The organism is Pandoraea sp. E26 (assembly GCF_000681415.1).
Classification (GTDB): domain Bacteria; phylum Pseudomonadota; class Gammaproteobacteria; order Burkholderiales; family Burkholderiaceae; genus Pandoraea; species Pandoraea pnomenusa.
The window spans coordinates 1-21,890 of record NZ_AYXJ01000019.1; the positions used below are offsets into that span (position 1 = coordinate 1).

Here is a 21,890-nt window from a genome sequence, read left to right on the forward strand (position 1 = left end):
CCGGCGGGAGCACGAGCACCGCCACGGGCACGGGCCTCGTGCCGTCGCCGCGCGTGACGGCCGGTGGCGGGCTGTTCTCCATGCCGCAGTAAGCTGTCAGAAAGACGACGAAAGAATCACCATGATGAAGATTGCGATTGCTGGCGCCTCTGGCCGTATGGGCCGGATGCTGATCGAAACCGTGCTTGCCGCCGACGACGCCAAACTGGTTGGCGCGCTCGACCGTGCGCAAAGCCCGGCGCTGGGCCACGATGCCGGAGCATTCCTCGGCCGCGAAACCGGGGTGAAGATCACGGACGATCTGGACGCCGCGCTCGCCAACGCCGAGTATCTGATCGACTTCACGCGCCCTGAAGGGACGCTCGCCCACCTGGCGGCCGCCGAGAAGCATGGCGTGAAGATGATCATCGGCACGACCGGTTTCTCCGAGGCGGACAAGGCGCGTCTGGCCAAGGCGGCTGAGCGCGTCGCCGTGGTGTTCGCGCCGAACATGAGCGTGGGCGTGAACGCGACGTTCAAGCTGCTCGAAGTGGCCGCGAAGATTCTGAACACCGGCTACGACATCGAAATCATCGAGGCACACCACCGCTACAAGGTCGATGCGCCTTCGGGTACGGCGTTGCGCATGGGCGAAGTGGTTGCCGAGGCGCTGGGGCGCGATCTGAAGGAGTGCGCGATCTACGGCCGTGAGGGGGTGACCGGGGAGCGCGATCCGTCGACGATCGGTTTCGCGACCGTGCGCGGCGGTGACATCGTGGGCGATCACACGGTGCTGTTCGCCGGTATCGGCGAGCGCATCGAGATCACGCACAAGTCGTCGAGCCGGTTGTCCTATGCCCAGGGCTCGCTGCGCGCGGCCCGCTTCCTCGCGAAACACAAGACCGGCCTGTTCGACATGCAGGACGTGCTGGGTCTGCGCTGATCCCATCGGACCCGCCGGCCCTGCCGGGGCGGCCAGTGCGCCGCACCGCTCGCACGGGTCGCCGCACGTCCGGGTGCCTTCACGGCGGGGAGTACTCCGCGCCCCGCCATCGAGACGGCGCCTCCCGCGCCGGGCGCCATGGTGCTTCCTTCGCGCCTCCCTCGCCGCCGTGACGCCGAATCGGCTCCCGGCGGCGTTATAATCATCGTTTTCCCCGGATTCACCCCGAAACACCTGCATGCCGCGCCTCGATCGCCGCGCGCCGGGCGGGAGCGAAGCCGAGCCGAATCCTATCCGCCGACCCATCATGCAAGAAAAATACGTTCCCGCCGACGTCGAAGCCTCCGCCCAGTCGCACTGGCAGGCGATCGACGCCTACAAGACCACCGAGCGCGAGGACAAACAGAAATTCTATTGCGTCTCGATGCTGCCGTATCCGTCGGGCAAGCTGCATATGGGGCACGTGCGCAATTACACCATCAACGATGTGATGTACCGCCAGATGCGCATGCGCGGGTACAACGTGCTGATGCCGATGGGCTGGGACGCTTTCGGCATGCCGGCGGAAAACGCGGCCATGGCCAACGGCGTGCCGCCGGCCAAGTGGACGTACGACAACATCGAGTACATGAAGAAGCAGATGCAGGCGATGGGCCTGGCGATCGACTGGTCGCGCGAAGTCGCCACCTGCAAGCCCGAGTACTACCGCTGGAACCAGTGGCTGTTCCTGAAGATGCTCGAGAAGGGCGTCGTCTACCTGAAGACCGGGACCGTGAACTGGGATCCAGTCGATCAGACCGTGCTCGCCAACGAGCAGGTGATCGACGGCCGCGGCTGGCGCTCGGGGGCGCTCGTCGAAAAGCGCGAAATCCCGATGTACTACATGCGTATCACCGAGTACGCCGACGAATTGCTCGGCGACCTGGACGACCTCGGCTGGCCCGAGCGCGTGAAGGTGATGCAGCAGAACTGGATCGGCAAGAGCTTCGGCGTGAACTTCGGCTTCCCGTACGAGCTCGACGGCGAGCGGAAGCTCCTGCGCGTGTTCACCACGCGTGCCGACACGATCATGGGCGTGACCTTCTGCGCCGTCGCGGCCGAGCATCCGCTTGCCACGCGTCTGGCCGAAGGCCGTGCCGATCTGCAGGCGTTCATCGCCGAGTGCAAGCAGGGCGGCGTGGCCGAGGCGGACATCGCCACGATGGAAAAGAAGGGCATGCCGACGGGCTTCTTCGTCACGCATCCGCTCACTGGCGACAAGGTCGAAGTGTGGATCGGCAACTACGTGCTGATGGGCTACGGCGAAGGCGCCGTGATGGGCGTGCCGGCGCACGACGAACGTGACTTCGCATTCGCGCGCAAGTACAACCTGCCGATCAGGCAGGTCGTCGCCGTCGAGGGCGAGACGTATTCGACCGAAGCGTGGCAAGCCTGGTACGGCGAGAAGGATGGCACGCTGATCAACAGCGGCAAGTACGATGGCCTGGGCTTCGCGGCCGCCGTCGACGCCATCGCGGCGGATCTGAAAGCACAGGGCGCGGGCGACAAGCAGGTCACGTTCCGCCTGCGCGACTGGGGGATCTCGCGCCAGCGTTACTGGGGTACGCCGATCCCGATCATCCATTGCGAATCGTGCGGTGCCGTGCCGGTGCCCGAGAAGGACCTGCCGGTGGTGCTGCCCGAAGACCTCGTGCCGGACGGCACCGGCAATCCGCTGGCCAAGTCCGAAGCGTTCCTGAAGTGCGATTGCCCGAAGTGCGGCAAGCCGGCGCGCCGCGAGACCGACACGATGGACACGTTCGTCGATTCGTCCTGGTACTTCTCGCGCTACGCCTGCCCGGACGCCGACACCATGGTCGACGCCCGCACCGATTACTGGATGCCGATGGACCAATACATCGGCGGTATCGAGCACGCGATCCTGCACTTGCTGTACTCGCGCTTCTGGACCAAGGTCATGCGCGACCTGGGCCTGGTGAGCTTCAAGGAACCGGCGCAGAACCTGCTCACGCAGGGCATGGTGCTCAACGAGACGTTCTATCGCGAAGACGCCACCGGCAAGAAGACGTGGTTCAACCCGCTCGACGTGCAGGTGCAGTTCGACGACAAGGGACGCCCGGTCGGCGCCACGTCGAAGGCAGACGGCGCCGATGTGGCGCTCGGCGGCATCGAGAAGATGTCGAAGTCGAAGAACAACGGGGTGGATCCGCAGTCGCTCATCGATCAGTACGGTGCCGACACCGCACGCCTGTTCGTGATGTTCGCGGCGCCGCCCGAGCAGCAGCTCGAATGGTCGGGGGCGGGGGTGGAGGGCGCAAGCCGCTTCCTGCGTCGCCTGTGGGGATTCGGCCAATCGCAGGCGGCGTTGCTGCGCCAGGCCGATGCGGTGATCGACACGTCGAGCGCAGCCGCGAAGGCGCTGCGTCTCGAGATCCACGGCGTGCTCAAGCAGGCCAATTACGACTATCAGCGTGTGCAGTACAACACGGTCGTGTCGGCGGCGATGAAGATGCTCAACGCCATCGAAAGCGACAAGGGTGCCGCTGGCGCCGGCGCGGTGCGCGAATGCTACGGAATTTTGCTGCGCGTGCTCTACCCGGTGGTGCCGCACGTCACGCACGGCCTGTGGGACGCATTGGGTTACGCCGCGCAGATGGGCGACCTGCTCGACGCACCGTGGCCGGAAGTCGACGAGGCGGCACTGGTGCAGGACGAGATCGAACTCGTACTCCAGGTGGCGGGCAAGGTGCGTGGTGCGGTACGCGTGGCGAAGGATGCATCGCGCGAAGCCATCGAGCAGGCCGCACTGGCGCATGAAATGACCGCCAAGTTCGGCGAAGGCAAGCCGGTGAAGAAAGTCATCGTCGTGCCGGGTCGACTGGTGAACGTGGTGGTGTGAGGCGGCGTGGATTGCCGCCGCTCGACGAATTGATGACGTTTGGTGACAAGAGGGCACATCACGTGCAAATGACATCCGGGCAACGAGGCGTCGGCATGACGCGCAGGATCTTCGGTTGGATGGCCTTGCTGGGCTGCGCGCTGGCATTGTCCGCCTGCGGGTTCCAGCTGCGCGGCGCCAGCGAATACGCGTTCAAGCGGCTGTACATCTCGGGCGGTGGCCTGATGGCCATCGACATCTCGCGTTACGTGCGCTACGGGAGCAAGGGCACCGTGGTGGTGACCGAACCCAAGGATGCCGACGCTCGCCTCGAGATTCTGAACACGACCTCGTCACGTACGGCGGTCAGTCTCGATGCCAACGGCCAGGCGCGCGAATACGAGATTCGCAACTCCTACACGTTCCAGCTGGTCACGCCTGACGGCCGGCCGATCATTCCGCTGAGCACCATTCGTCTGACGCGCAATCTGCCCTATAGCGACAGCGAAGCGACGGCGCGCGACACGGAAGCGGCACTGCTGGCCCGCGACATGCAGAAGGATGCGGTCGATCAGATCATCCGGCGCATGGAAGCGGTGAAGTCCATGCCGGCCCCGAAGCCGGAAGAATAACGCCCCCCGAATCCCGTTCATGCAACTGCGTCCCGACGCGCTCGACGCGCACCTTGCCAAGTCGCTCTCGCCGATCTATACGATCCACGGCGACGAGGGCCTGCTCGTGCAGGAGGCGGTCGATCGCGTGCGGGCAGCGGCGCGTGCGGGCGGTTTCACCGAACGCGACGTGCTCAGCGTTGAACGCAGCTTCGATTGGGGGGCGCTCGCGAACGCCGGCCAATCGATGTCGCTGTTCGGCGATCGCAAGCTCATCGAATTGCGCATTCCGGGCGGCAAGCCGGGCAAGGAGGGCGGCGCGGCGCTCAAGGCGCATGCCGAAGCCGCGAACGGCGACGTGCTGACCATCATCACGCTGCCCCGGCTCGATGCCGCGGCCGGCAAGTCCGACTGGTTCACGGCGCTCGATCGCGCCGGTGTGACTGTCAAGGTCGACCCGGTCGATCGGGCGCGTCTGCCGGACTGGATCGCCCAGCGTCTGGCTGCGCAGGGCCAGCGCGTCGAAGCCGGCGAGCCGGGTCGGCGCGTGCTCCAGTTCATTGCCGATCGCGTCGAGGGCAACCTGCTCGCCGCGCATCAGGAAATTCAGAAGCTCGGTCTGTTGTACCCCGAAGGTGTGCTCACCTTCGAACAGGTGCAGGATGCCGTGCTCAACGTGGCGCGCTACGACGTCTTCAAACTGAGCGAAGCCGTTCTCGCGGGCGATGCCGCCCGACTGGTCCGCATGCTCGACGGCTTGCGCGGCGAGGGTGAAGCGGCGCCGCTCGTGCTCTGGGCACTGACCGAGGAAGTCCGCACGCTCGCGAAGATCACGCGAGGCATGGCGGCGGGCAAGCCGCTTGCCGTGTTGCTGCGTGAGTTCCGCGTGTGGGGGCCGCGTGAGCGCTTGATGGAGCAGGCTGCGGGCCGCGCCACGCCGGCCATGCTGGCGCAGGCGCTGCAACTGGCCGCACGTCTGGACCGACAGGTCAAGGGCTTGCGCGCCGAAGGCCTGCCCGGCGATCCGTGGGACGGCATGCTGCAACTTGGCCTGCTGCTCGCGGGCGAGCGACCGCCGGGGGCGCGCTCCGCCCGCGCACCACGCCCGGTGCCCGCGTAGACCGCGCCCGACGCCGCTCAAGCCACGAACACCACGAAAGCCGCCAATGCCGGTATTGCGCCTCCCGGGGAACGGGAGCCGCAGCAGCAAGATCCCCGCAATTAACGGACAATCTGTCACATGACCGGCGAGCCTTCGCGGCAGCCAACCCGAATTCAAGGGCAACACAGCCGCCCATCGAAACCGCCGAACGACGATATGGATATCAAAGCCTACATGCAATCGCTGGGTCAGCGCGCCCGCGAGGCATCGCGCGCCATGGCGCGTGCCGACACCGCCGCCAAGAATCGCGCGCTGCTCACGATCGCCGACGCCATCGAGCGCCAGGGCGCGACGCTGCAGGACGTGAATCGCCGTGATCTTGAGCGCGCGCGCACCAACGGCCAGGATGCCGCGTTCATCGACCGGCTCACGCTGTCCGACAAGGCGTTGCGAACCATGATCGAAGGGTTGCGCCAGATTGCGGGGCTGTCCGATCCTATCGGGGAGATCAGCAACGTGCGCGTGCAGCCGAGTGGTATTCAGGTCGGCCAGATGCGCGTGCCGCTGGGCGTGATCGGCATCATTTACGAGTCGCGCCCGAACGTGACGATCGACGCGGCGGCGCTTTGCCTGAAGTCGGGAAATGCGACGATCCTGCGCGGCGGTTCGGAGGCTATCGAGAGCAACACGGCATTGGCGGCGCTGATCGCGGACGCGCTGGCGGCCAGCGGCTTGCCCGGCGATGCCGTTCAGGTCGTGAACACGCCTGATCGCGCCGCCGTGGGAGAACTCATCACGATGACCGACTATGTCGACGTGATCGTGCCGCGCGGTGGGAAGAGCCTGATCGCACGTCTGATGCAGGACGCGCGCGTCCCGATGATCAAGCATCTGGATGGCATCTGCCATGTCTACGTCGACGCTCGCGCAGACGCGTCGAAAGCGCTGGCGATTTGCGAGAACGCCAAGACGCACCGCTACGGCACCTGCAACACGATGGAGACGCTGCTCGTCGATCAGCGGGCCATCGATCAGTTGCCTGCCATCGCGCGCATGTTCCAGAGCAGGCAGGTCGAGCTGCGCGGCTGCGAACGTACGCTTGCGGCACTCGCCGAAGCCGGCGTTGACGGCGCCATCGCGGCGACCGAGGAAGACTGGTCGACAGAGTATCTGGCGCCCGTGCTGGCCGTGAAAGTCGTGGACGGCCTTGCGCCCGCCATCGCGCACATCAATCGATACGGTTCGCATCACACCGACGCCATCGTGACCGAGGACTACACCGCCGCCATGCAATTCCTGCGCGAGGTGGACTCGGCAAGTGTGATGATCAACGCGAGCACGCGATTCGCCGACGGCTTCGAATTCGGCCTGGGCGCGGAAATCGGTATCTCGAACGACAAGCTTCACGCGCGCGGTCCGGTGGGACTCGAGGGGCTGACGAGTCTGAAGTACGTCGTGTTCGGTCACGGCGAAGTTCGCAAGTAACGCCGCATTCCGATCGATCCTGCATTTTCGCCAACGTCTCACTCGCCTCGACAGTGCTCATGCAATTGCAAGTCCTCGGCCCGGCCGATTTCGTGAAGATGCCGTGGAAAAACGGTCAGGGTGTGACGACCGAACTCGCCGTGGCGCGACGCCCTGGCGAGGACGGATTCGATTGGCGCATTAGCACCGCGACGGTGGCGAACCCGGGGCCGTTTTCGGTCTTTGCCGGCATCGATCGGTCGTTGGCTATCGTGAGGGGCGGCGCGTTGACGCTCAATGTCGAAGGGCGTCCTGACGTGACGCTCACCCCGCGCACGCCCCCCTATGCCTTTGGCGGCGAACTGGCCGTGAGCTGCACGCCCGCGTTGGACGCGGCCAACGTGCCCATCGACGACTTCAACGTCATGACGCGCCGCGTCGGTTGGCAACACGCGCTCACGCAGCATCGTCTCGAGAGCGCGCCGTTGAGGTGGTCCCTGCCGGCGAACGATGGCGCGATCGGTTTTCTCTACTGCGCCGAGGGGCAAGTGACGACCGCCTTGCACGATGGCCAGACCGTGACGGTGCCGGCGGGCCATGCCCTGCGCATCGAAGGAATGGACGGAAAAGAGGGGGCCGACGGCGCGATGGCCAGCGTGATGTGTGAATTGCGCGCGAATGGCGGTCCGGCGGACGTGTTCCTGGCGTCGATCTCGCGTCGCTGATCGTCGAGGTTCCCGCCCGCCGAACCCTGGCCCTCGACGTCGTCAGGACCTCCACGCCGGCCTGCATTTCTGTCTGCACTTCGGCCGTATACCGAGTGTTTCGCGCCCGTCCCACCCACCGCCTCCCGGTATTTTCCCTAAGCGGAAGTCGATTCTTTTCCAGCCTGCGAAACGGCATACTGTGAATATTCATAGATAAATCGACGTTTCACATATGGAACATTTGCCGAGTTACGTCGAACCGGGCAGGGCGCCGTGGATCCGCTGAGCGATGTGCTTGGCGATCTGCGCGCGGACGCGGTCGTCACCGGACGATTCACCTTCGGTGCCCCATGGTCGCTGCGCAAGCCGGCGCTCGACGGCGCGCCCTTTCGCACGGCGATGGGGGAACCGTTCTGGCTCGTTGTGGCGGGCATGGCGCCGGTGCGCATCGAGCCCGGCGACTGCGTGCTGCTGCCGCACGGGCACGAGCATGTGATGTGCTCGTCACTGGACGAACCGCCGGTGTTGTTCGAGGACATGATGTCCGCGCAGGGCATCGAGCCCAAGCTGGATACACCACTCGCGTTTCGCGCGGGTGGGCCCGGCGCCGTAAGCGATCTCTACACCGGCGTGGTGATGTTCCGCGAGCGGGCGCGTAATCCGCTGCTCGCTGCGCTGCCGCCACTGATCCATATCCGCGCCGGCGACCCGGCCGTGCCGGCCTTGCTCACGACCACCATCGCGGGGTTCATCGAAGAGTCGATGCAGCGCGGCTCGGGATGGCGCGTGGCGGTGGCGCGTCTGGCCGACGTGCTGTTCGTGCAGATTCTGCGCGCGTATCTCGGCGCGCACGGCGGCGCGAGCACGCACTGGCTGCGCGGCATGTCGGACCCGCAACTGGGGCGTGCCATCGCGTCGATGCACGAAATGCCACAACGCGCGTGGACGGTCGAGCAACTGGCCGACATCGCCGGCATGTCCCGCTCGAAGTTCTGCCTGCGCTTTCGCGAACTGGTCGGCGAGTCGCCGATGTCGTATCTCACCGCGCATCGCATGTACCTCGCGGCCGACCGGCTCGCGGGCGCGGGCGCACGCGTCTCCGATGTGGCCGACGCCGTCGGCTACGCCTCGGAGAAGGCGTTCACGCGCGCCTTCCGTCGTTGTTACGGCCTGCCGCCGCGCGAATACCTCCGAAGCTGCGAGCCGGGCAACTGACGCCCGCCCCTCGCTCCCCTCGCTCGTCCAATCCTTCCTGAGGGTTTTCCCGTCTCTGGACGAACGGCATCCTTTTCGGGCCGCCCGGCCGTTGTTCGCCAATTTTCTCGTGGTGAGAATTCAATCGCCATCTGCCGGCCACCGTGAAGGTGTTCGCGCAGAGGGCAGCCAGTCACAACGGGAGAGTCAATGGAATTCCAACTCAACGGGCGCCCCTTCGTCTTCGACGGCGATGACGACACGCCTTTGCTGTGGGTCATCCGCGATGCGGCGGGACTGACCGGGACCAAGTACGGCTGCGGCATCGGGGCGTGCGGCGCCTGCACGGTGCACGTCGACGGCGAGGCCACGCGTACCTGCGTTCTGCCGGTTTCGGCCGTGGCAGGCAAGCGCATCACCACCGTGGAGGCGCTCTCGCCCACGCGCTCGCATCCGATTCAGCAAGCCTGGATCGCGAAGGACGTGCCGCAGTGCGGCTACTGCCAGTCCGGCATGGTCATGGCGGCGGCAGCGCTGCTGCGCAAGCATCCGCGGCCGACCGACGCCCAGATCGACGAGGCCATGACCAACCTGTGCCGTTGCGCGACCTATCACCGCATCCGGGAGGCGATCCATGACGCAGCAAAACGCTGAGCCGACGGTGCGTCCGGCGCATCCGCAAGATCCCGCCTGCGGCACCGCACCGCACGCGAACGCGCCGACCTCGCCCGCGCGACGCCACTGGCTCAAGGGCATGTCGCTTGCGGCGGGCAGCCTGCTGATTCCGGTCACGGCGACGTGGGTGGGCAGCCCGTCGGCGCGCGCGGCCGGCGCGAATCTCGTCGAGATCAACGACTGGATCCGTATCGACGCCGACGGCACCACGGTGCTCGGCCTGTCGCAATGCGAGGTGGGGCAGGGGGTGTACACCGGCCTGCCGCAGGTACTGGCCGACGAACTCGATGCCGACTGGCGCCGGGTGCGCGTCGAGTTCGTGACCGCTCGCGACGCCTATCGCACCGCCGCCGCCAACGAAGCCCTGCAGCAGTTCGTGGGCGCATCGATGTCGGCGACACTGTTCTACGAACGGCTTCGCGTCGCGGGGGCGCAGGCGCGTGAGGCGCTCGTCGCGGTCGGGGCAAAGCGACTCGGCGTGCGTACGTCGAATTGCGTGACGCGCGACGGCCGTGTCATCCACCCGCAGTCGGGCCGCTCGATCGGTTACGGCGAGCTGGTCGCCGACGCCGCGAAGCAACCGCTCAATCCGCATCCGCATCTGAAGAACGACGCGGCACACCGCCTGATCGGACAATCGCTGGCGCGTCTCGACACGCCTTCGAAGGTCGACGGCTCTGCCATCTTCGGCATCGACGTGAAGGTGCCCGACATGCTCGTGGGCGCCGTGCGCATGGCGCCCACGTCGGGCGGCGCGCCGCGCTCGGTGCGCAATCGCGACGCGATCAGGGCGCGCAAGGGCGTGCACGACGTCGTGCTGGCGAAAGACGCCGTGATCGTCGTGGCCGACGATTACTGGCGCGCGAAAACCGCGTGCGACGCGCTCGACGTCGAATGGAAGGCGGGTCCGGCCGCCGACAGCGCGACGATCCTCGCCGAGCGTCGCGCGGCCCTCGTCGGCGGCAAGGCGGGCGTGGCCACCGATATCGGCGACGCCACCGGGGTCATTGCCGCCGGGGGCAAGGTCGTCACGAGCGAGTATCACACCCCGTACATCGTCCACGCGACGATGGAGCCGGTGAACGCCACCGTGCACGTGCGCAAGGACAAGGGGGAAATCGAGGTCTGGGGACCGATTCAGGGGCAGGACAAGGTGCGTTGGGCGCTCGGTGGCATCTTCAAGCTGCCGCCCGAGAAGGTCACGGTGCACACGACGTTCCTTGGTGGCAGCTTCGGCCGCAAGTACGTGCCTGATTTCGTGATTCACGCGGCGGTGGCCTCGGCGGCCGTGGGGCGTCCCGTGAAAGTGATCCGCTCGCGCGAAGACGATATCCGTCATGGGTTCTACCGTCCGTGCGCCTCCGCGCGCTTCCAGGCCGCGCTGGGCAGCGACGGATTGCCGGTCGCCCTGCACATGCGGGTGGCGGGACAGTCGCTGTACAACGTCATCAAGAAGGATCACTTCGAGAAAGCGGGCTACGACGAGACGATGCTCGACGGGCTTTACGATCTGGCGTACGCGGTGCCGAACCTGCGCGTGGAAGGCGTCGATGTGCCACAGCCGAATATTCCCGTGAGCTTCATGCGCTCGGTCGGCTCGACATCAAGCGTATTTTTCCTCGAAAGCTTCATCGACGAGATGGCCGAGGTCGCGGGCATCGATCCGGTGGACTATCGCAAGCGCATGCTCCGGCACGACCCGCTCGCCACGCGCGTGATCGAGACGACGTTCGCCTCGGCCGGCTGGCAGCGCAAGGCGAAGCCCGACGTGCATCGCGGCTTCGGCTATTGCACGTACACGGGACGAGGCACGGCGTTTTCGACGTACGTGGCCGTGGCGGTGGAGCTGCGGGTCGTGAACGATCGCTTCAAGATCGAGCGCGTCGTCTGCGGCGTCGATTGCGGCCGCGCGATCAACCCGAACCTCATTCGCGCCAACATCGAGGGCGGAATCGGGTTCGCGCTCACCAACACGTTCAAGAGCCGCATCACCTTCGCCGACGGCGGCGTGGCGCAGAGCAACTTCGGTGACTATCCGCTGTTGTATCTGGTCGAGATGCCGAAGATCGAAACGGTGATCCTGCCGAGCGATCGTCCGCCACAGGGCTGCGGTGAAGTGTCGTTGCCACCGATGGCGCCGGCCGTGGCGCAGGCCATCCGGCGTGCGACGGGCGTGCGTGCGCGCACGATGCCGCTGCCGCAGACGGTCGCAGAGGCGCGTGCGCTGGTGCACGCCGGGACGCCGGGCGCAACGCCGGTGCCGGGAGCCGCTTGATGGACGGGGTCGACGCCGAAGTGCTCGAAGCGGTTGCGCGCTGGCAGGCACAGGGCGACGAAGTGTTGCTCGCCACGGTCGCCCGCACCTGGGGCTCGGCGCCGCGCCCCGTGGGCGCGATGATGGCGCTGGCGTCGCGCGGACGCGTTGCCGGCTCCGTGTCGGGGGGCTGTATCGAGGACGACCTGCTCGCCAAGGTCGCCGCGGGCTTTCGCCCCGGTTTGCGCCCGCATGTGCAGGTCTACGGTTTGAGCGCCGACGAGGCGCACCGTTTCGGCCTGCCGTGCGGCGGCACGCTGGAACTGGTCATCGAGCGCGTGACGCCACGCAGCGCGCTCGATGCCATGCGCGACGCCATCGACGGCGGCAGGCTCGGGGTGCGAGAACTCAACTTGCGTACCGGACTCGCCCGCGTGCGCACGGTGCGCCAACCCGAGGCGTTCGCCTATTCGCCGACACGCCTGGCGGTGCCTTTCGGGCCGCGCTGGCGAATCGTCGTGATCGGCGATGGCCAGCTCACGCGCCACCTCGTGAGCATGGCGGTGCCGCTGGGCTACCGGGTCGTGATCTGCGATCCGCGCGACATTCACGACAGCATGCACGACGGCGATCTCGCCGCGCACATCACCCGCACAAAGGAAATGCCCGACGACCTGATCGCGCGGCTGCGTCCCGACGGCAACACCGCCATCGTGGCGCTCACGCACGATCCGAAGCTCGACGACATGGCATTGCTCGAGGCGCTCAAGTCGGATGCCTTCTATGTCGGCGCGATCGGCTCGCACCGCAATCAGGCGGCCCGGCGCGAGCGGCTCGCCATGTTCGACCTGAGCGCCGCGCAGATCGGGCGTCTGCATGGCCCCGTGGGGCTCCCGCTGGGCGCGCGCACGCCGCCGGAAATCGCGCTGGCGATCCTCGCGGAGATGACCGCATTGCGCAATGGCGCGATGCCAGGCCTGACATCGGCGCGACCTTGTACTCCCCCGGGGGCGGCACCTCCCGCCATCCCGGGCGCCTCGCGCGCCGCCTGAGGAAGCGAGCGCACAGAACCTCCACGAAACACCGGTGGGCGGGTCGCTCGCATCGCCTCGGTGCGTGCGCATGCGCGACCCAAAACCACAATTAGTTTGTAGTCCAATATAAAATGGGGAATGTCATGAAACACAAGGTTTGGATGGCAATGGCGCTCACGGTGGCCGCAGGTTGCGCAAAGGCCGACGGGGTGCAGATTTACGGCATCGTGGACAACAGTCTGGAATACCTGAGCAATGCAGGCGCAGGCGCGAACGGCAGCAAGGCATCGCTCTTTCGCGTGAGCAACGGTTCACAGGCGCCCAATCGCTTCGGCTTCAAGGGATCGGAAGACCTTGGCGGCGGACTCAAGGCGATCATGCAGCTCGAAGCCGGCTTCAATCTGGATTCCGGCCAGTTGCAGCAGAACGGCCGGATGTTTGGTCGTCAGGCTTACGTGGGCCTGCAGAACGCCTGGGGTGCGGTGACCATCGGCCGTCAGAAGAACCTGATCTATGATGCGTTCCTCGAACTCGATCCGTTGTCGTACTACAGTTACTCGCTGCCGGCGCTGGATCCGCAGTTCGTCGGCAAGGCGGACAACTCGATCAAGTACGCCGGTAATTTCAGTGGCTTCAAGGTTGCCGGACTGTTCTCGACGGGCTACGACGCCACCATCGCCAACGGCGCGCAGGTGCCGGGGCAGTGGCGTGTGGGCAAGGAGTACAGCGTGTCGGTCGGATATGCGAACGGGCCGCTCAATGTGTCGCTCGTCTACGATCAGCAGCGCGGCACGGCCGTCGCGACTCAGGGCAACACGTCGCAGCGGGTTGCGGCCGGCGCAAGCTACGCACTTGGCAACTTCAAGCCATTCGTGGGCTATCAGTGGTATCTGAGCGATGTCCCGGGCGTGGCCGGCCGCAACGAACTGTATTTCGCCGGATTGCAGTATCGGCCCGTCACGGAGGTCATTCTGTCGGGCGCGATCTATTACAACAACATCACGTCGGCGAACCAGCATCCGTATCTGCTCGCGGCCAACGCGGCTTACCTGCTCTCGAAGCGCACGCAGTTGTTCGCGCAAGTCGGCTTTTCGCGCAACCAGAATCAGTCGAACCTGGGTGTCACGGGCTACGGCATGACCATCGCGCCGGGCAGCAATCAGTTGGGTGTGGCCGTGGGCTTCGCGCACTACTTCTGAAGCTCGCGGCTCGCGACGCGGGCGCCGGGCAAAAAGAAAGGACACCGTCGAGTGTCCTTTCGCGCTTTCATGCGGTCGCGCGGTCGCGCATTCACGACGCGCGCCGATGGCCCACCGGGCCATCGCGCCAGTCGGCTTAGTGACGGAAGTGACGCGTACCCGTCATCAGCATGGCGACATTGCGCTCGTCGGCCGCGGCAATGACTTCGTCATCGCGCATCGAGCCGCCCGGATGAATCACGCAGGTCGCACCGGCGTCGACGACCACGTCCAGGCCGTCGCGGAACGGGAAGAAGGCGTCCGATGCCACGGCCGAGCCGTTGAGCGACAGGCCGGCGTTCTGGGCCTTGATGCTGGCGATACGGGCCGAATCGACACGGCTCATCTGACCCGCGCCCACGCCGAGCGTCATGCCGCCGGCGCAGAACACGATCGCGTTCGACTTCACGTACTTGGCCACGCGCCAGGCGAAGAGCAGGTCTTCCATTTCCTTGGGCGTCGGATGACGCTTGGTCACCACGCGCAGTTCGTGCGGCGCCACGTTCTTGGCATCCGGCGACTGCACGAGCAGGCCGCCGCCCACGCGCTTGAAGTCATACTGGTTCACGCCGTTGCCCAGCGGCACTTCGAGCAGACGCACGTTCTGCTTGGCGGCGAAGACCTGCTTGGCGCCTTCGGTGAACGACGGTGCGAGCAGCACTTCCACGAACTGCTTGGCAACCGCTTGCGCGGCCGTCTCGTCGACTTCGCGGTTGAACGCGATGATGCCGCCGAAGGCCGACGTCGGATCGGTCTGGAAGGCCTTGGCGTAGGCCTCGGACGGCGACGCCGCCACGGCCACGCCGCACGGGTTGGCGTGCTTGATGATGACGCAGGCGGGCGCGTCGAACGTCTTCACGCACTCCCACGCCGCATCGGCGTCGGCGATGTTGTTGTACGACAGTTCCTTGCCCTGGAGCTGGCGATAGTTCGCGAGCGAACCCTCGGGCGTAACGATATCGCGATAGAACGCGGCGCTCTGATGCGGATTCTCGCCGTAGCGCATGTCCTGCACCTTCGTGTAAGCGAGATTCAGCGTGGCCGGGTACGGCGAGCGCTCGTCGTGGCGCAGCGACTCGCCCAGGCTCGTGAGGTAGTTCGTGATGGCGCCGTCGTACTGCGCCGTGTGGGCGAACACCTTCGTGGCCAGGCGGAAGTTCGTGGCGTAGCCCACGGTGTTGCCATTCGCCTTCATTTCGTCGAGCACCACGGCGTAGTCGGCCGGATCGACGATGACGGTGACGTCACGATGGTTCTTCGCGGCGGAGCGAAGCATCGTCGGGCCGCCGATGTCGATGTTCTCGATGGCGTCCTCGAGCGAGCACTGGTCCTTGGAAATCGTCTGCACGAACGGGTACAGGTTCACCACGAGCAGGTCGATGGTCGGAATGCCGTGCTGTTCGAGCGCGGCCATGTGCTCGGGCAGGTCGCGGCGGGCCAGGATGCCGCCGTGAACCTTCGGATGCAGCGTCTTCACGCGGCCGTCGAGCATTTCCGGGAAACCGGTGTAGTCGGCGACTTCGGTCACCTTCAGCCCGGCATCGGCCAGCAGCTTGGCGGTGCCGCCGGTGGAGAGGATCGACACGCCTTGCGCAGCGAGCGACTTGGCGAAGTCGACGATGCCGGTCTTGTCGGAGACGGAAATGAGAGCTTGCTTGATCATGACGGACGAAAGTGAAGCGGCAAAAACGGACGGATCGAACGAAGGGGGCGAACCTGACGGGCGCGCCGGCGTTTACAGCAGGCCGTGCTGCTGCAGTTTCTTGCGCAGCGTGTTGCGGTTGATCCCCAGATATTCGGCGGCGAGCGACTGGTTGCCGTCGGCCTTGCCGAGCACGAACTCGAGCAGCGGCTTTTCAACGACGGAGACGACCATATCGTAGACATCGTGTGGACGTGCGCCATCCAGATCGCGGAAATACGAATCCAGACTGTCGCGCACGGATTGTTCTATGTTTGCTTTGCTCATGCGGCTAATAGCTCCCTCGGAGATTCTTGTTCATAGCAGAGACGGTCCGAGTGCGCCTTCTGCTGTTCGAAAAACTCGTTGACCGCGGCCAACTGTTCCTGCGTGGTGTCGAGCGTATTCATACGCTGTCGGAACGTGGCTGCCCCCGGCAACCCCCGTGAATACCACGCGATATGCTTGCGTGCGGTCCGCACACCCGTGTATTCCCCGTAGAACTCGTAGTGGTCCACGAGGTGTTCGTTCATGATCTGCTGGATTTCGTCGACGCGCGGCGCCAGGGCGATCTCGCCCGTCGCGAGATACAGCTCGATGTCGCGGAACAGCCAGGGCCGTCCCTGCGCGGCGCGGCCGATCATGATGGCGTCGGCGCCGGTGACTTCCAGCACGTGCTTTGCCTTCGGCGCCGAATCGATGTCGCCGTTGGCGACGACCGGAATACGCGCCGCGGCCTTGACGGCGGCGATCGTTTCGTACTCGGCATCGCCGTGATACAGATCGGCGCGCGTGCGGCCGTGCACCGTGAGCATGCTGATGCCGCAGTCCTCGGCGATGCGCGCCACGGTGAGCGCGTTCTTGTGCTCGCGATCCCAGCCCGTGCGAATCTTGAGCGTGACCGGCACGACATCGCCGACCGCGCCGACGACGGCCGACACGATGCGCGCGACCAGCGGCTCGTTCTGCAGCAGCGCCGAGCCGGCCGCGACGTTGCAGACCTTCTTGGCCGGGCAACCCATGTTGATGTCGATGATCTGCGCGCCGCGCTCGACGTTGTAGCGGGCGGCCTCGGCCATCATGGCCGGATCCGCGCCCGCGATCTGCACCGAGATGGGCGCGACCTCGCCGGCATGGTTGGCGCGGCGCATCGTTTTTTCGCTCTTCCAGAGTTGGGCGTTCGACGCCACCATCTCTGAGACGGCGTAGCCCGCCCCCAGTCGTTTGCACAGCTGGCGGAACGGCCGATCCGTCACACCCGCCATGGGGGCGACGAACAGGTTATTGCGGAGTTCGTGGGGACCAATACGCACGATGAAGGGAAAAGCCGGGAAAAAGTTTGTATTTTACTGCGAAAACCCGTCCCCGTCGCCTAAAAAATGTGCAAATTGTCCGGCGGCCCAGCGGCCGGGCCCCGCCCTCAGCCGCGCTGGCCGAACATCATCTGACGCGCGAAGGCGGTTTTGAGTGGCGGCACGAGGTCGAGGCCCGCCAGGGCCATGCCGCGCAACAGGGCGACCGGCGTGGCGTCGATGCCGAACACGCGCGGGAGAAGGTCGGTGATGCGGATGGTGAGGCCACGGTCGGCGCGGCGACGGCGCGCAAAGGCCATGAGCGCAGCCGGACCGGGCGTGCCGTGGCGTGCGTCGCGCACCAGGGTCTCGGCCAGATCGAAGGCGTCTCTCAGGCCGAGATTCAGGCCTTGCCCGGCCACCGGGTGTAGGGTCTGCGCCGCGTTGCCGATGGCCGCGACGCGGCCGTCGACGACATGGCTTGCCGCATTCAGGCCCAGCGGGAAGCCGGCGCGTCCGGTGATCGCGGTGAAGCGTCCCATGCGATCGCCGAATGCGGCATGCAGCTCCGCGAGGAAGGCAACGTCGCCGAGCTCGCGGCGACGCCTGGCCTCGTCATGCGAGCAGCACCACACCAGCGCATACCCGTGTTCCTGCGGTAGCAGCGCGAGGGGGCCGTCCGGCGTGAACCGTTCCCAGGCCCAGCCGGCACGCGGCCGTTCGCAGGTCACGAAGCCGACCAGCGCGGTTTGCCCGTAATCGCGTGAGCGCGCACGGGCCGTCTGGCCCTCGAACAAGCCGCCTTCGGCATTGACGGCGAGCGTGGCGTGCAGCGTCTGGGCGTGATCGTCGATCGAGGTGCCGAGCGTGAGCGTGACCTCTCCGGCGTCCTGCCGCAGGGCGATCGCCCGGTAGGGGCGGAAATGATGCAGCCCTGCGGAGTCGTCGGCTTCCAACGATTCACGGGGCTCGTCGGTATGGCCGATCTCGCCGGGCGGCGCGTGCGCGATGCGAGACGGCAAGCGCGACATCGCGGCGTCGAGCGCGCGCATGAGCGCGCCGTATCGCACCACGTAGCCGAGCGCCGGCACCTGGTGATCGAGATAGTCGATTTCGGTGCTGCCGAAGCGGCGCGCCTGCGAGACGTGGATATGCCGGATCGGCGTGCAGTCCAGTCCTGCGCCCTGATGTGGCCAGGCGCCGGCACGGGCGAGAATCTCGCGGCTACCGTGCGAGAGCGCCAGCGTGCGCGGATCGTCGTAGCCGGCCTGCGGCCCGCGCCCATCGACCAACGCAATGCGCAATTGCGGAGCGCGCTGGGCCAGCAGCAATGCGAGCGCCGTGCCCACCGGGCCGGCACCAACAATGGCCACGTCGAAGCGCCGCGCAGTGCGAGGCGTTCCCTCGAGACGCGATCCCAGGATCGCGGCCGGCACGGCGGTGGGAGTGACTTGCGGCCCGGTCATCAGCCGCGCATCAAGGCTTCGATCTCGTCGGCATCGACGGGCACGTCGCGTGTGAGCAACGTGCAGCCGGTGGGCGTGACGACGGCGTCGTCCTCGATGCGAATGCCGATGTTCCAATAGCGCTCGTCGATGTCGGGGGCCGGCCGCACGTAAATGCCGGGCTCGATCGTCGTGACCATGTTGGCGCCGAGCGTGCGCCACGGGCGCTCGCCGTTCGGACCGTCCTCGCGGTATTCGCCGCAGTCGTGCACGTCCATGCCGATCCAGTGGCCGGTGCGGTGCATGTAGAAGCGGCTGAACGACTTGTTGGCGATCACGTCGTCGAGGCTCCCCACGGTGTCTCGCTTGAGCAGGCCGGTATCGAGCATGCCCTGCGCAAGCACACGTACGGCAGCGTTGTGCGGCGCGTCGAACGGCACCCCGGCGCGCGTGGCGTCGATGGCGGCTTGCTGCGAGGCGAGCACGATGTCGTACAGCTCGCGTTGCGCGGCGGTGAACTTGCCGTTGGCCGGGAACGTACGGGTGATGTCCGAAGCGTAGCCGTCGAGCTCGCACGCGGCGTCGATGAGCACCAGATCGCCGTCGCGCAGTTCGGCGTCGCCGGCACGGTAGTGCAACACGGTAGCGTTCGCCCCGGTGGCGACGATGGAGCCGTAGGCCGGGAACTGCGACCCGTGGCGACGGAATTCGTACAGCAGCTCCGCTTCGAGATGGTATTCGCGCAGTCCCGGACGCGACGCCTTCATCGCGCGCACGTGGGCATCGGCCGAAATCTTGCCGGCGCGGGCCATGATCGCCAGTTCGGTGCTGTCCTTGACCAGACGCATCTCGTCGAGCATCGCGCGGATGTCGTGCGCGGCGCTGGGTGCCGAGACGCCCGTGCGGCTTTGCGCACGCACGGCGCTGAGCCAGTGGCGCACCTGCCGGTCCTGCTGCGCGGACGCGCCGAGCGCATAAAAGAGGGCGGGCGCGTCGGCCAGCAACTGCGGCATGCGCGTATCGATTTCGTCGATGGCGTAGGCGGCGTCGAAGCCGAACGTCTCGCGCGCGGCTTCCGGGCCATAGCGATAGCCGTCCCAGATCTCGCGCTCTTCGTTCTTGGCGCGGCAGAACAGGATCGACTGGCCCGTGCGGCTGTCGAGCACCACGACGGCTTCGGGCTCCGTGAAGCCCGAGAGGTAATAGAAGTAGCTGTCGTGGCGATACGGGAAGTCGCTGTCGCGGTTGCGCGGCACTTCGGGGGCCGTGGGCACGACGGCGACGCCGCCACCGGCCTTGCGCATCTGTTCGATGACTCGCTCTCGGCGGGCACGGTACGGGGAATCAGACATCGCGGGCTCCATTTCGGGGATTCGGTGGGTGAGGGGCGTATTCAGGCGATTCTACTGCCGGGGACGCTGCCGTGCCCGGCGCGGATCTCGGCATCGAGCGCAGCCAGTTGCGCCGGCGTACCGACGTTTTCCCAGACGCCGTCGAAGCGCTCGCCGGTCGCGCGGCCGGCGGCGATCGATTCACGGTACATCGGCGTGAGCGCCATGCGCGTGCCGGGAGCGATCCCGTCGAACAGGCGCAGGTCGTAGAGCGCGATGCTGCCGAACGTCAACGCGGTGGCGCCGGCCGGCGCGCGATCGGGCAGGTGCAGTGCGCCCGCGGCGTCGAGCGAGAAATCGCCTTTCGGATGAAACGTCGGATTCGGCACCATCACAAGGTGCATGCCGGGCGCGGATTGCGCACGCATGCGCTCGGCGTGCGGGCGAAGGCTGGCGTAATCGAACGCGGTGAAGATGTCGCCCGCGATCGCCAGAAACAGGTTGCCGGCACCTTCGAGCAGGTCGCGCGCATAGGCGATGCCGCCGGCCGTCTCCAGCGCGTCCGTCTCGGACGAGTAGGCGAGCCGCACGCCGAACGCGCTGCCGTCGCCGAGCGCGGCCTCGATCCGCGCGCCCAGCCAGGCGTGATTGATGACGATGTCGGTGAAGCCCGCGCGCGCGAGCGCCTCGATCTGCCAGACGATGATGGGCTTGCCGCCCACGGGGAGCATCGGCTTGGGGGTCGTGTCCGTGAGCGGACGCATGCGCTCGCCGCGTCCGGCGGCGAAGATCATCGCCTTCATTCGGCTCATGCGGTGGACCTCAGAACGTGTAGCCGACGTCGACCTGCTGCCCGGTCAGCTCGTCGAGCAACTTCGCCAGCGGGCGCAGCGGCGCGTAGCGATCGGCCACCTTGCGGGCATAGCGGATGAAGCGCGGCGTGTCGGCAAGATAGCGCGGTTTGCCATCACGATAATTGATGCGCGCGAAGATGCCGAGGACCTTCAGATGCCGTTGCAGCCCCATCCATTCCGCCTGGCGGTAGAACTCGCCGAAGTCGGCGTCGACCGGCAGGCCGGCCTTGCGGGCCCGTTCCCAGTAGTACGCCAGCCAGTCGAGCTCGCGTTCTTCGTCCCAGCTCAGGAAGGCGTCGCGCATCAGGCAGATGACGTCGTAGGTGAGCGGGCCGTGGACGGCGTCCTGGAAGTCCAGAATGCCGGGGCCGGTCGTGCCGGGTTGGCCGGGCATCAGGTTGCGCGGCATGTAATCGCGGTGTACGAACACTTTCGGCTGCGCGAGGGCGTTGTCGATCAGCAACCGATTGATGCCCTCGAGCGTTGCCCGCTGATCCTCGCTCAACTCGACTTTCAGATGCTTGCCGACGTACCAGTCGGGGAAGAGATCGAGCTCGCGCCGCAGCAGCGCCGTGTCGTATTCGGGCAGCACGCCGGGCCGGGAGCTCTTTTGCCACACGATCAGCGCGTCGAGCGCATCGCGCATGAGGGCGCGGGCGTTGTCGTCGTTGAGGACGTCGAGGTACGTTTCGCGCCCCAGATCCGTGAGCAGCAAAAAGCCCTGGGTCAGGTCTTCGGCCAGCACCTTCGGGGCATGCAGACCCGCTTCGTCGAGCAGCTGCGCCACGTGCACGAACGGGCGGCAATCTTCCTGTGGCGGCGGGGCGTCCATCACGATGAGACTCGGATGCGCGGGATCGTGGCTGCCGATACGGAAGTAGCGCCGGAAGCTCGCGTCCGCCGAAGCGGGTGCCCACTGTGCGAGGTCGAGCGAGAACGGCTCTGCAACGCTGGCGAGCCATTCGCCGAGGGCCTGGAGGCGCGGATCGGCGGCGTTGGAGAGGGCGCCGGAAGCGCCGGAAATATGCGCGGAGGCGGTGGGTTGTGCGGTCATGATGGGGGCCGTAAACGTCTTGCCATATAATACCCGATCATGTTTTCCCGACGCCCTGTTTCTCGACCTCGATCGACCGTCCCGAATGTCCCGGCAATGCCTGGCAGACGTACGGGATTGGCTGCCCGCAAGCGGCGCCACGATTGTCTCGCTG

General features: G+C 66.4%; 18 protein-coding genes. 11 read left to right on the plus strand and 7 right to left on the minus strand.

Features of this window, described 5'->3' with window-relative positions:
* Positions 1–124 precede the first annotated feature (124 nt).
* From dapB to W930_RS0113695, 11 genes are all read left to right on the plus strand, one after another.
* Entirely contained in the window at positions 125–922 is a 798-nt protein-coding gene (dapB, locus tag W930_RS0113645) for a 4-hydroxy-tetrahydrodipicolinate reductase (protein WP_023872336.1), read from the plus strand.
* Between the two features lie 307 nt (positions 923–1,229).
* Positions 1,230–3,821, plus strand: coding sequence for a leucine--tRNA ligase (leuS, locus tag W930_RS0113650; RefSeq protein WP_023872335.1), 2,592 nt, complete (start codon positions 1,230–1,232; stop codon positions 3,819–3,821).
* A 95-nt stretch (positions 3,822–3,916) separates the two neighbouring features.
* A complete protein-coding gene (lptE, locus tag W930_RS0113655) occupies positions 3,917–4,432 on the plus strand; it encodes an LPS assembly lipoprotein LptE (RefSeq protein WP_023872334.1) in 516 nt (171 codons plus the stop codon).
* A 19-nt stretch (positions 4,433–4,451) separates the two neighbouring features.
* Positions 4,452–5,531: a DNA polymerase III subunit delta gene (gene holA, locus W930_RS27335; RefSeq protein ID WP_023594198.1), complete on the plus strand. Its 1,080-nt coding sequence runs from the start codon at positions 4,452–4,454 to the stop codon at positions 5,529–5,531.
* A gap of 198 nt (positions 5,532–5,729) precedes the next feature.
* Positions 5,730–6,998 (plus strand): glutamate-5-semialdehyde dehydrogenase, encoded by a 1,269-nt coding sequence (locus W930_RS0113665; protein ID WP_023872333.1) that lies wholly within the window; start codon positions 5,730–5,732, stop codon positions 6,996–6,998.
* Positions 6,999–7,057: 59 nt separating this feature from the next.
* Complete coding sequence (locus tag W930_RS29175; protein ID WP_051399223.1) at positions 7,058–7,702, plus strand: HutD family protein; 645 nt, start codon at positions 7,058–7,060, stop codon at positions 7,700–7,702.
* A 255-nt stretch (positions 7,703–7,957) separates the two neighbouring features.
* The gene (locus W930_RS0113675; protein WP_023872331.1) at positions 7,958–8,899 is read left to right on the plus strand and encodes an AraC family transcriptional regulator; all 942 of its coding nucleotides are present in this window, start codon (positions 7,958–7,960) and stop codon (positions 8,897–8,899) included.
* Between the two features lie 189 nt (positions 8,900–9,088).
* Entirely contained in the window at positions 9,089–9,532 is a 444-nt protein-coding gene (locus W930_RS0113680; RefSeq protein WP_023594202.1) for a (2Fe-2S)-binding protein, read from the plus strand.
* Positions 9,533–9,632: 100 nt separating this feature from the next.
* Entirely contained in the window at positions 9,633–11,828 is a 2,196-nt protein-coding gene (locus W930_RS27345; protein WP_162835269.1) for a molybdopterin cofactor-binding domain-containing protein, read from the plus strand.
* Entirely contained in the window at positions 11,828–12,859 is a 1,032-nt protein-coding gene (locus tag W930_RS27350; protein WP_023872329.1) for an XdhC family protein, read from the plus strand. Before W930_RS27345 ends, W930_RS27350 begins: the two co-directional genes overlap by 1 nt.
* Before the next feature lie 125 nt (positions 12,860–12,984).
* Positions 12,985–14,040 (plus strand): porin, encoded by a 1,056-nt coding sequence (locus W930_RS0113695; RefSeq protein WP_023872328.1) that lies wholly within the window; start codon positions 12,985–12,987, stop codon positions 14,038–14,040.
* A gap of 136 nt (positions 14,041–14,176) precedes the next feature.
* On the opposite strand, the gene purH is transcribed toward W930_RS0113695, so the two are convergent.
* The 7 genes from purH to W930_RS0113730 all read right to left on the minus strand — a co-directional run bounded on the left by purH (position 14,177) and on the right by W930_RS0113730 (position 21,736).
* Positions 14,177–15,742, minus strand: coding sequence for a bifunctional phosphoribosylaminoimidazolecarboxamide formyltransferase/IMP cyclohydrolase (gene purH / locus W930_RS0113700; RefSeq protein ID WP_023872327.1), 1,566 nt, complete (start codon positions 15,740–15,742; stop codon positions 14,177–14,179).
* Positions 15,743–15,814: 72 nt separating this feature from the next.
* A complete protein-coding gene (locus W930_RS0113705) occupies positions 15,815–16,048 on the minus strand; it encodes a Fis family transcriptional regulator (RefSeq protein WP_023594207.1) in 234 nt (77 codons plus the stop codon).
* On the minus strand, positions 16,045–17,073 hold the full coding sequence (gene dusB / locus W930_RS0113710) for a tRNA dihydrouridine synthase DusB (RefSeq protein ID WP_023594208.1): 1,029 nt from the start codon (positions 17,071–17,073) through the stop codon (positions 16,045–16,047). Before dusB ends, W930_RS0113705 begins: the two co-directional genes overlap by 4 nt.
* A 107-nt stretch (positions 17,074–17,180) precedes the next feature.
* Entirely contained in the window at positions 17,181–18,518 is a 1,338-nt protein-coding gene (locus W930_RS0113715) for a UbiH/UbiF/VisC/COQ6 family ubiquinone biosynthesis hydroxylase (RefSeq protein ID WP_023872326.1), read from the minus strand.
* Complete coding sequence (locus tag W930_RS0113720; protein WP_145864552.1) at positions 18,518–19,849, minus strand: aminopeptidase P N-terminal domain-containing protein; 1,332 nt, start codon at positions 19,847–19,849, stop codon at positions 18,518–18,520. The genes W930_RS0113715 and W930_RS0113720 overlap by 1 nt, the downstream gene beginning before the upstream one ends.
* 41 nt (positions 19,850–19,890) lie before the next feature.
* A complete protein-coding gene (gene murU / locus W930_RS0113725; RefSeq protein WP_023872324.1) occupies positions 19,891–20,631 on the minus strand; it encodes an N-acetylmuramate alpha-1-phosphate uridylyltransferase MurU in 741 nt (246 codons plus the stop codon).
* Positions 20,632–20,650: 19 nt separating this feature from the next.
* Positions 20,651–21,736 (minus strand): aminoglycoside phosphotransferase family protein, encoded by a 1,086-nt coding sequence (locus tag W930_RS0113730; RefSeq protein ID WP_023872323.1) that lies wholly within the window; start codon positions 21,734–21,736, stop codon positions 20,651–20,653.
* Positions 21,737–21,890: the final 154 nt, after the last annotated feature.